This window comes from Dyadobacter fermentans DSM 18053 (assembly GCF_000023125.1).
GTDB classification, from domain to species: Bacteria; Bacteroidota; Bacteroidia; order Cytophagales; family Spirosomataceae; genus Dyadobacter; species Dyadobacter fermentans.
Genome location: NC_013037.1, coordinates 6,337,967 through 6,348,987 on the forward strand (window position 1 = coordinate 6,337,967; position 11,021 = coordinate 6,348,987).

Below are 11,021 nucleotides of genomic sequence, written 5' to 3' on the forward strand. Positions count from 1 at the left end.
TGGTTTTTAAGGGTCAGGTTAGTAGCGATAGTCCGCCGTCCATGAGTACGGTGCTGCCGGTCATGTGCTCGTTTTGAGGGTGACAAAGCTGCACCGCCTGCCAGGCGACGGCCTGCGGGCTTATGATTTTTTTGATCGGTATTTTCTCGCGCGAAACCTCTTTCAGTCCCGGGTTATCGGCCCAGATACCGGCGCTCAAACCCGCCTCGACGTAGCCGGGCGCGATTTCGTTCACCAGGATCTGATGCGGCGCCAGTTCCAGTGCCATGCATTGGCAAAGCATCCGCAAGCCCGCTTTGGAAACGGAGTAGGAGGGGCAATGCACGTGCACGGATGCCGCCGCCCAGCTCCCGACAAATACCACCCGGCCCGGCCGACCGTGGTGAAGCAGCCGCGCTGTGGCCGCCTGGGCGAGATAAAATGCGCCGTCGAGGTTCACCCGCAGCTCCCGTGCCCATTGCGCGGGGGTAATGTCATGAATGCCTCCGAGGGTCACCGTGGCCGCATTGGCGATGATTAAGTCGGGCGGGCCCAGCGTATTTTCTACGTAGAGCACCCAGCGGGCTACGGCTTCGGGATCGGTGATGTCCACCTGCCGGTAATGCGCTTTTACTTCCAAAATCCTGATCTGTTCCAAAAGTCCGGCTGCGTCGTTTTCCGGTAAAATATCGCCTATGCCAATGTGAGCGCCCTGCCGGGCAAATTCCAGGGCTAGCGCACGACCAATGTCGCCAAGCCCGCCGCTGATGATGAGTGTTTTTTCTCCGAATATCTTTTCCATTAAAACTGCCGTTTGCCCTTTTTGCTTGAAGATTACCAGTCGCCCACGCTGCCGTCGCTGTAAAATGAGCGTTGCAGCACTTCCTGTTCAAAGGGATGACGCCGGACTTCTTCCTCATTGATTTCGATGCCCAGGCCGGGTTTTTCGTTCGGAAAGACGGTCCTGCCGTGTTTTTCGACGGTAAAACCTTCGCTCACCACGGCCTCGCGCCAGGGAACGTCGCTGTGCACGCTTTCGCAAATGATGTACGACGGCGTGGCAAAGCCGAATTCAATGGACGCGGCGGTGCTTACGGGTCCTTGCGGATTATGCGGCGCCACGGCTACCCGGTAAGCCTCGGCCATCGCCGCGATCCTGCGCACTTCACTCAGTCCGCCGCAATGCGTGATATCGGGCTGGATCACACTCACCGCCTGTTTTTCCAGCAGCTCGCGGAATGCATGCACGCCCACGAGCCGCTCGCCGGTTGCGATGGGCGTTTTCACGGCCCGCTGAATGAGCGCAATGTCTTCCAGCGTCTCCGGCCAGCACGGTTCTTCAAAAAAATACAAACCATAAGGTTCCAGCGCTTTGGCAAACTGCATGCCCATACGCGGACTAGGCCGGGCGTGGCAGTCTACCATGATGTCGATATGGTCGCCTACGGCTTCGCGCATGGCTGCCACGCAGGCCTCGGCATAATGGACCGGTTTGAGGCCTTCTAGCGGCATCGTTTCCGGCACGGCCATGGATTTGAAAGCTGTGAAGCCATCTTCCACCGCCGCCTGGGCCAGCTCACCGAAGCGGTGGGCGTCGTCGGGGCGCGTTTGGTAAAAATCCTCCATTTTGCCGCCTCCCAGGTGGCAGTATAGCCGGATATGGTCGCGTACGCGGCCGCCCCAGAGATGGTGCGTCGGCACGCCGTGGATCTTGCCCGCAATGTCCCACAGGGCAATGTCGATGCCGCTGATCGCCGTGCCGCGGACAATGCCGTTTCCGTGCCAGAAATGCTGCCGGTACATCATTTGCCACAGATGCTCGATCCGCCGCGGGTCTTCGCCGATAAGCAGCTGCGAGAGGTCTTCAATCGCCCCCACGACCGATCGGGTGTGCCATTCGAGCGTGGCTTCTCCCCAGCCCCAGAGCCCGGGCTGGTCCGTTACAACTTTCACAAAGATCCAGTTACGCATACGGGCGTTACAGACCATTGTTTCAATGGAAGTAATTTTCATAAAATGTTTTGCAAACAAATGGATTACAGGACCGGGCTTTTCTGCAAAAGGCGCTGCACTACGTCCTCGGTTTTTTCAAGTGTTTCTTCAATGTCCTGTAACGTGTGGGCAAATGAAATGCTGCCTTGCTTAATAGGGAGGGGAAAATTGAAGATTCCCTGTTCAATCAGTTTCAGGCGGTATGTTTTATCAAACCCGAAATCGTGGTTTTTAAGAATGTCATGAAAATCCATCGGCGCGTGGTCCATAAAGTACACGCAAAATGCCGACCCCTGCCGGGCTACATGAAAAGGCTTGTCCATTCCCGAAAAGATGGAATGCAGCCCGTCTTCCAATACCTGTCCGAGCTGGTTAACGTGCTCATACACATTATGTTCCGGCGAAGCCAGTTTTTCCAGCGTTGCAATGGCGGCAGCAGTAGTGAGCGGAAATGCATTGAATGTACCCGCGATCAGCACCCTTTTTGATTTTTCGGGGTGAACAAAATAATCCATATACTTTTTCTTTCCGCCAATCACCCCCAGTGGATAGCCATTCGCTACCGCTTTTCCGAACGTGCTCAGGTCGGGCTGGACGCCGCAAATGCTCTGGTAGCCGCCCAATGCGTGGCGGAAACCGGTTTTTACTTCATCAAATATTAATAAAAAGCCTTCTTCATCGGCCAGTTTGCGCAGCTCCGGCAGGTAACCGGGCAGCGGCTTCACGATACCGATATTTTGCAGGATCGGTTCGAGCAGGATGCAGGCGACGGGGAAGTTTTTCACGATGTGCCGCACCGAATCAAGGTCGTTGTAGTTGATCACATGCACCAGCGACTTGTGCTCGTCGGGAATGCCTGCCGACAGTGAATCGAACGGATACTCGCCCGGGCTCACCCGCTCACCCACGTCGGCGAGCGCGCTGATCACGTTGCAGGCGACGTCGTTATGCCAGCCGTTATAGCCGCCCTGCATCACGATAATGTGGTTGCGCCCGGTAACTCCCCTGGCTATACGAATAGCGTGGTAGGTCGCTTCGGAGCCTGTGGTGGTGATCTGGATGCTTTCCACCGTGGGCACCGACCGGCAGAACAGCTCCGCAAACCGGCCTTCCAGGTCCGTCGGCCCGGCGCCCATGAGCACGCTGTCGTCTTGGAGCGTCTGCATTACGGCCGCATTCACGTCGGGATCGTTGTGTCCGAGGAAAGAAGCTGCGAAACCGGCCTGGTAGTCGATGTATCTGTTGCCTTCGAGGTCCCACACGTGGCTTCCCACGCCTTTGGTAAAACATATATTCGGGTCGGACTTCCGGTTGAGCGATACCACGCCGCCGGGAATCCATTGTTCGTTATTTTTCAGTATTTCCGATGACTTCGGCCATGTTGCATTCATAATGTCAGTATTTAAAATCATATGGATCGAAACAGAGTAGGGGCTTTGGGCCCCCGAAGACCTGCTAAACCTTGTACTGGGGAATTTTGAGTGTTTCGCCGTTTTTCATGGCCGAGTTGTGGGCCACAATGCCCGCTACGGTCATGTTCAATGCTACGGCGATGTTGACCAGCGGCTGGCGGTCCTGCAAAACCGCGGCGATAAACTCGTCGGTAAGTCTGCCGTGCGATCCGCCGTGCCCGCCCTGGTCCACACCCGGGGGCAGCGGAGGCCGCACGATGTCGGGCAGTTGCTTTTCGTGGCCCTCGTATTTGCCGTAGTAAGATCCCTTTTGTCCCCTGATCCGGCCTTTTTCGCCATGATCGCCCGGCGAATCCCAGCTCACGGCCATGCGCGACATTCCGCCTTCGCTGGTCCTGAAAAGCGCGATTTCAGTTCCAAAAGGGTTTTTATAAGTGTTGTTCGAAGGCTGCAACTGCTGCACAATGCTCGGAATGCCCAGGCACGACACTTCGGTGAAGCTGCCGCCCGTCACGCCCACATAATAGGCATTGGAATGCGTAGGGTAATACTGCGGCGGAAGCCCCACGCGCCAGTTTTTGTACGAGGCCAGCGGCTCATCCATATAATGGTAGTATTCGCCCTCCGAGTACACCAGCTTGCCGAATCCGCCTTTGTCATAAATTTGCTTCATCGCATACAGGTCTTCGTGGAAGCACGATGTTTCGAACATCATGTACTTTTTACCGCTCGTTTTCACCGCTTCATACAACCGGTCGGCATCTTCCAGCGAGCCGAAGACCGCCGGCACCGCAACGGCCACGTGTTTTCCGTGTTTGAGCGCTTCAATGGCATGTTTGGCGTGGCTCGGGGCATCGGTGGCGATGAATACCGCTTCGATGGAGTCGTCCTTCACGAGTTCTTCCAGGGATGGGTAGGTTTTGGAGCAGCGGCAGGCTTTGGCAAGCTCGGCGCAGCGGTCGGGAAAGAGGTCGCTTACGGCGACGATCTCGACGTTCGGGTGATTTTGAAATTCAAATGCCGCTCCGAATTTGCAAAGGCCGTAACCGATAATGCCCACCCGCACTTTTTTGTCCGACACCGGCACCCATTTTTTGGTGGATTCGGCCGTGGGCTCCGTTTTTTCAAAACCCTGGATATCCGGATTTCCCTTGCTGCCGTCGTCGCCCTGCTTATCGGAAGAGCAACTGGCCGCGAAAGCCCCCAATGCCGCCGAACCCAGCCCGATGGACTGCAAAAAAGAGCGTCGGTTGAATGGGTTTTGGGCTGTTACCGGTCGGGATGCACTTTCGTCGCGGGTTGTGGGAGCCTGGTTTTTGTCTGGATTTTTCATGTTTTTGGAATTAAATGAATAAATGGTTCGGGTATAGGAATAACTAATAACCTGGATTCTGTTTTAAGGTTGGCGTACCGTCTTTCATACTCAGGTCGATCTGCGCTTGCGGGATCGGGTACACCTCATTCTTTCCTTTGGTGAAGTTAGTGTTGGGCATGTAGGCCTTGTTGTCGTACTTGGGCACGTTGGTTTCGAAGTTCAGGTAAGTGTTGAGCGTCGTGGCCATAAAGCCGGTGCCATTGTCGTAGCGTTGCAGGTCGAAAAACCGGTGGTGTTCTAGCGCAAGTTCCAGTCTCCGCTCAAAGCGTACGGCTTTTCTGGCGTATTCTTTTCCCTGCTGCGTGAAATGCCCTTTGTATAACCCGACTTTGTAATTAGCGGCTGGAATGTCGGTAAAGCCTTTTAGCGGCGCTTTGTCATCGATATACTTTTTAACCCAACCCGCCGGATTCGCCGCCCGGGCGCGCACGCGGTTCACATATTCCTCCGCTTTGGCCAGGTTACCCACTTCCACCTCCGCCTCGGCCGCCCAAAGCAGCACGTCGGCGAAGCGGATCATATTATAGGGCGAGTTCATGGCGGCATTCTCGCGGTCGAGCGATACGCGCTCCTGCGTGGTGATGTTTTTGATCACACTGTAAGGCCCGCCGGTTAGCTGCTGGCGAATCCACGCCTTTCCGGGATGCAGTCCCCAGTCGAGGTAGGGGATGCCGCGCCGGCCCACATTCCAGTCGAGGCGCGAATCCAGCGTGCCGGTATGCGGCGTGAATGGCTCCGACGATTCGAGGCCCTGGTCGTTTTTGACCGGGTTTTGATTATACGTGTCAAACAGCGGGAGGCCTGTGACCGGGTCGGTTTGGTAGGAATTCACCAGGTCGAATGAGGGTTGCAGCCAGCCGTAGCAGCACGAAGGCGGACCGCCGAAAGGACCGTTGTACAAATCGGCCCCGTTGCCGTTCGCGCCGTTGGAACCGTCGTATACCGACATCTGAACTGCGAATACGACCTCGGCCCCGTGTTTTTTGGCGGTCAGGAAGTTGTCGAAATAAGCTTCCGCCAATGCGTACTTTTTGCCATTCACCGTCACGCCATTCGCGATAATGTCGTCCAGCAGCGTTTTAGCTTCATTGAATTTATTTTGAAACATATACACTTTTGCCAGAAACGATTTGGCTGCCCAGCTGTTGGCGCGCCCCACGTCCGATTTGGTGGGCGTCAGATTTGTTGCGGCGAATTGCAGGTCGGCCTCGATTTTCGGCCATATCGGGTCGGTATTGGTCACATTGTAGTTACTGGCATCGTAGGTGATGGTTTCGTCCACAAATGGCACATTGCGCCATAGCTTGGCGAGTTCGAGGTGGTACACCCCGCGCAGGAACGTGGCTTCGGCCTTAATTTGCAATGCGTCGGCTTCGGAAATATCCTTAACCTTAGGCAATATACGTAATACATCATTCGACCGCTGGACGGCCGCGTACAGGAACCGCCACTTTTCATCTGTGGAGGAGGTCGTGGGATCGTGGCTGTAACCCTCGTAAGATGCGAGCAGGCCATTGGGCTCGGTGCCGGTATGCGCGTCGTCGGAAGCAATGCTGGCCATCACGGTGAGGCTGCCCCAGATCCCGCCGCCCACGGCCCCGGCGCCGTCGAGCAGGGAGTAAGCGCCGATCAACACCCCGTCCACGCCCGATTTGGTAGCCAATATCGATTCATTGACCGACCCAATCGGGTTCAGTTCAAGGTAATCCTTGTTGCAGGCCGATAGCATGACGAGCGAAAGCAGCAGGATTTTACGGAATGGGTTAGAATATCTTTTCATCCTATTGTTAAATTAATAAGTTGATAATCAAAAAGAAAGGTTGACGCCGAACAGGAAATTCTGCTGGTTGTTCGGGTAGTTGCCGTAATCCACCCCAAAGCTCGAACTGCTGCCGCCCAGCTCGGGATCGAGGCCCGAATATTTGGTAATGGTAAACAGGTTGGCCGCCTGTGCGTAGAGCCTGAGTTTGGACACCTTGATCTTCTGCAATATCCCCGGCTTGATCGTATAGCCCAATATCAGCGACCGGAGCCGGAGGTACGAGCCGTCTTCGATGAAGTAGGAATTCAATGCACCCGAGGTACTTAACGTGGCGCCGGTTTCAATTTTGGGTACGGTCGTGTTGGTGTTTTCGGGCGTCCAGGCATTCAGCAGCGCATTGCTTTTGTTGCCGATGTATCCCGCATAAAAGTGAGTGTAGGAACGAATGGTGTTGACGATCTCGGCCCCCTGCGAACCGTAGAAAATGGCGGAGAAGTCGAAGCCCTTGAAATTCAGGCCCAGGTTGAGGCCGTAGGTGAAATCCGGGTTGGGGCTGCCCAGCATGGTGCGGTCTTCGGGGGTGATCACGCCGTCGCCGTTCACATCGCGGTAACGGAACCGTCCCGGAGCGGCGCCGGTTTGTGCTGGTGCTTCGGCCACCTCCTGGTCCGAATTGAATAGTTTAATCACCTCGTAACCAAAGAAAGAGCTCACTTCTTCGCCCTGCTTGTTGCGGACGAGTGTGCCCATTCCCTGCTGGCTCACGCCGTCGAAATAGCCCGGACTCGGAATGTCCACCACGAGGTTTTTGTAGGCCGTAATGTTGGTCCCGATCGAGTACTGCAGCCCGTTGCCGACGCGGCCGCGGTAGGTGAGGGCCACGTCGAAGCCCTTGTTCTGAATGTCGCCGATGTTTACCACCGGTGCGGCAGCGCCTCCCACCGTGGCGGGCAGCGGCTGCGTGAAGAGCAGGCCGTTGATCGATTTTTTGTAGTATTCGAATGAAAAATCCAGGCTATTGTTCAGAATCGTAGCGTCGAGCCCGATGTTGGTCACCACATTCTCTTCCCAGCTGGCATTCGGGTTCCCGATTCTCGTTTGAATAAAACCTTGCTTAACACTGTTGCTGGAACCGGTAATGTCGTAATATGCATTGCCGTAGCCTCCGCCGAAGAGGGTGTAGGCATTTTCCGGGGCCACATTGTTTTGCGAGCCGAGCACACCGTAGCTGGCCCTCAGTTTCAGGTCGTTGAGCCAGTTGACCGACTTCATGAATTCCTCGCCCGACAGCCGCCAGCCGAGCGAAACCGACGGGAATGTGCCATATCGGCTCCGCGAGCCAAACCGCGAAGAGCCGTCCCGTCTGATCGTGGCGCCGATCAGGTATTTGTCCTGGAACGCGTAATCGACGCGGCTGAAAATGGAAAACAGGCTGTTGACGTACGCATTGCTGAAATTGGTCACCCCGGAAGTTCCGTTGCCGAGGATGAGGTAGTCGAATTCAGTGGAGAAAAAGCGCTGCGACGCCCCGCCGACACTTCTTCCCATACTTTTGATCGACTCTGAGCCCAGCAAAACCTGCAAGCTATGCTTGCCAAACTGCCTGTTGTAACCCAGCGTGTTGGTCCAGGTGATCATGTTGTTATAGCTGGCGCTTTCGGAGTAGCTGTTCGGGCTGCTGTTGCCCTGCTTGTTGTCGTATTGGGTGTAGTTAAAGCTCTGGCTGTAAGGATTGTTGATATTGACCCCGAAACTGGTGCGTGCCGTCAGGTTTTTGAGGATTTCGACTTCCGCATAGGCATTACCGACGATATTCCAGGAGCTGTTACGGTTGTTGAGCGTGCGCTTTTGCTGCGCCACGGGGTTCTGGTTGCTGCCCAGGTCCGGGCCCGCAAATGTGCCCCCGAAATTGCCCCGGATATCGTATACCGGTACGATCGGCATCATTTTGTACACCGCCGAGAGCGTCCCGAATTCCGACTGATTCCCGAATCCGGGGTTGTCGACATGGAAAATATTGACATTTTCACCCACTTTAATGCGTTTGCTGATCCGGTATTCTGTATTGATCCGCGCGGAATACCTTTTCAGGTAAGTTTCGATCAATGTGCCTTTCTGGTGAATGTAACCGAGGGAAAAAAGGTAGCTGGCCTTCTCATTTCCACCGCTCACAGCCAGGTTATGGTTGGTCATTATCGCTGGTTTGAATAGCTCGTGAAACCAATCGGTTCCCTGCTTGTTGACCTTCTGGATCAGGTAATTTTTGGAAGTGTTAATAGGGTCGAGGAAATATTTGGAAGGATCTACGGCCGGATCGCCTTCCTTCGCCACGCCTGCCACGCCCGGGCCAGCATAGAGATAATCGGGCATTCCGTTTCGGAAAAGCGAATTGTTGGGATTGGCAATGTTGACCACTTTCATATAATCCTCCGAATTGAGCAGGTCGAACGGATTGCCCTGAAGTGGCCGCTGTACACCCACGTAACCGTCGTAAGTCACGGTCGGTTGACCGGATTTCCCCTTTTTCGTAGTCACCACAATCACCCCATTGGCACCCCGCACGCCGTAAATAGCCGCGGCGCCCGCGTCTTTCAATACCTGCACGGATTCGATATCATCGGCACTGATATTGTTGAGGTCGGCCTGTATACCGTCCACAATGACAAGCGGTTGTGTATTTCCGAACGAGGTAACGCCCCGGATGAAAATGTTGCTGCTCGCGCCCGGAACGCCCGAGCTAATCACATTCACACCCGCCGCCTGCCCTTGCAAAGCCTGCACCGCCGACCCTGCCGGCACCGATTTCAGGGCTTTCATGTCCACCACCGACACTGAGCCGGTAATATCCTGCTTCCGCTGGGATGAGTAGCCCGTCACGACGATCTCGTTCAAGGCTTGGCTGTCCGGCCGCAGATTTACGTTGATATTCGAGCTGTTTCCGATCGTAATTTCCTGGCTGGCATATCCTACGAAGCTGAAAACCAATGCACTAGCGTCGGTAGGGAGCGCCAGTGAGTATGCGCCGTTGGCGTCGGTGGTAGTGCCCACGCTGGTAGTGCCTTTGAGAACCACACTCACGCCCGGCAGGGCCGTCTGGCTCAGGCTATCGAGCACCACCCCTTTAATCTCTTTCGAAGTCTGCGCCTCCACCCGCGCGGTCTGGCCCAAACACAGGGCGATCAGGAGAAAAACGGCGATTCTTAACTGGTAAAGCTTTTCTTGTTTCATAGTTTTTCAGGTTAAGGAAAGAGTTTAAGAAAGAACTGACGCGCAAAAACGACAAGGTGTTTGGAGTAACCCTACCAGTGATGTAGTGTGCCGGAGTGAAGAAGAAGCCCGTCGATCAATCGTGACTGTAATACATTTTTAATACAAAATGTCTACGAAAATCGGCCAGGCTTTGTGGATATAACAGGAGTAATAATGTTTACAAATATATATCTGTTTTGTAAACAAAAAATATTTGAAGCAGATTTTTTCTAAAAACCCGGAACGGCGTTCTTCTGACGGTGCCGTTATTGCGCGCAGGAAGAAGGTGTCCACGGAGTGGGGACATTAAAATGATGGCAAAAGAAGATAGGCGGGGCAGCGGCGCGGAGCGTGGCTTACTCCAAATCCAGAACGGAAACTTCGCCCCTGATCAAGTGCTTGATGAGCGTTTCTTCGGCTAGCTTGAGGTCATTTTCTTTCATGGCCTGCACGATTTGCCGGTGCTCGAAATCGGTTTGCTCGTAGTCGTTCAGGTGTGTCTGGGCCTGTCCGAGCTTGTGGTGAAACAGGGGGATATTGCTCAATTGGTACAAATCCATCAGCTTTTTGTTGCTCGCGCTGTCGATCAACGTCTCGTGAAATTTGACATCCGCCTCGCAAGCCCCGCCAAAATACCCGCCGCTCACCATGGAAGTGAAATCGTCGCAAATGTCTTCCAGCTTCTTAATCAGTACATCGTCCCTTTTTTGGAAAGTCAGCCGTAGCGCGCCGAGTTCGAGCACCTCGCGCAACTCCCTGATCTCCTTAATGTCCGCAGCACTCAGCGACTTTACAAAATAGCCACCTTTCTCGCCAAAAACGATCAGATTTTCGCCCAGCAACCTGGTCAGCGCCTCCCTCACGGCCATCCTGTTGACCTCCATCCGTTTGGCCCAGACATCCTCTTTAAGCCGGATGCCCGGCACGAGCTGGTTAGACAAGATTTTTCTCCGTAGTTCAACATACACCTTGCTGGCCAGCGAATCCTCTTTCATTTGCGGAAAAGTAATGTGATAAAAATGTAAACATAAAGGTAGGGATTTTTGATAAAAATAGTTGCTGGATTTGTAAGTCTTGGAATTATTGGTTTGGGGTTTACATAGGGCCGGGCCCATAAGGGATCACTTCGGCTCCTATGTGCCCGGTTAAAACTTGAAAGAATGTAAATACCCCGATCGGGGTATTGGATGCGATCGGGGGGCGAATTTATTTTTGTAGAAAATCCTCTTCTATCTTTTTCATGACAAAACTT

Annotated in this window: 7 protein-coding genes; all 7 read right to left on the reverse strand. The window is 54.3% G+C overall.

Going from position 1 to position 11,021, the window contains the following annotated elements; genetic code table 11:
* Positions 1 to 13: 13 nt before the first annotated feature.
* The 7 genes from DFER_RS26195 to DFER_RS26225 all read right to left on the reverse strand — a co-directional run bounded on the left by DFER_RS26195 (position 14) and on the right by DFER_RS26225 (position 10,764).
* On the reverse strand, positions 14 to 781 hold the full coding sequence (locus DFER_RS26195; protein WP_015814690.1) for an SDR family NAD(P)-dependent oxidoreductase: 768 nt from the start codon (positions 779 to 781) through the stop codon (positions 14 to 16).
* Between the two features lie 32 nt (positions 782 to 813).
* On the reverse strand, positions 814 to 1,992 hold the full coding sequence (dgoD, locus tag DFER_RS26200) for a galactonate dehydratase (RefSeq protein WP_015814691.1): 1,179 nt from the start codon (positions 1,990 to 1,992) through the stop codon (positions 814 to 816).
* Positions 1,993 to 2,015: 23 nt separating this feature from the next.
* The gene (locus DFER_RS26205) at positions 2,016 to 3,362 is read right to left on the reverse strand and encodes an aspartate aminotransferase family protein (protein WP_041735518.1); all 1,347 of its coding nucleotides are present in this window, start codon (positions 3,360 to 3,362) and stop codon (positions 2,016 to 2,018) included.
* A 64-nt stretch (positions 3,363 to 3,426) separates the two neighbouring features.
* A complete protein-coding gene (locus DFER_RS26210; RefSeq protein WP_083769172.1) occupies positions 3,427 to 4,716 on the reverse strand; it encodes a Gfo/Idh/MocA family protein in 1,290 nt (429 codons plus the stop codon).
* Positions 4,717 to 4,759: 43 nt separating this feature from the next.
* Entirely contained in the window at positions 4,760 to 6,538 is a 1,779-nt protein-coding gene (locus DFER_RS26215; RefSeq protein WP_015814694.1) for a RagB/SusD family nutrient uptake outer membrane protein, read from the reverse strand.
* Positions 6,539 to 6,565: 27 nt separating this feature from the next.
* Entirely contained in the window at positions 6,566 to 9,748 is a 3,183-nt protein-coding gene (locus DFER_RS26220) for a SusC/RagA family TonB-linked outer membrane protein (protein ID WP_015814695.1), read from the reverse strand.
* 377 nt (positions 9,749 to 10,125) lie between these two features.
* The gene (locus DFER_RS26225; RefSeq protein ID WP_015814696.1) at positions 10,126 to 10,764 is read right to left on the reverse strand and encodes a GntR family transcriptional regulator; all 639 of its coding nucleotides are present in this window, start codon (positions 10,762 to 10,764) and stop codon (positions 10,126 to 10,128) included.
* Between the last annotated feature and the right edge of the window lie 257 nt (positions 10,765 to 11,021).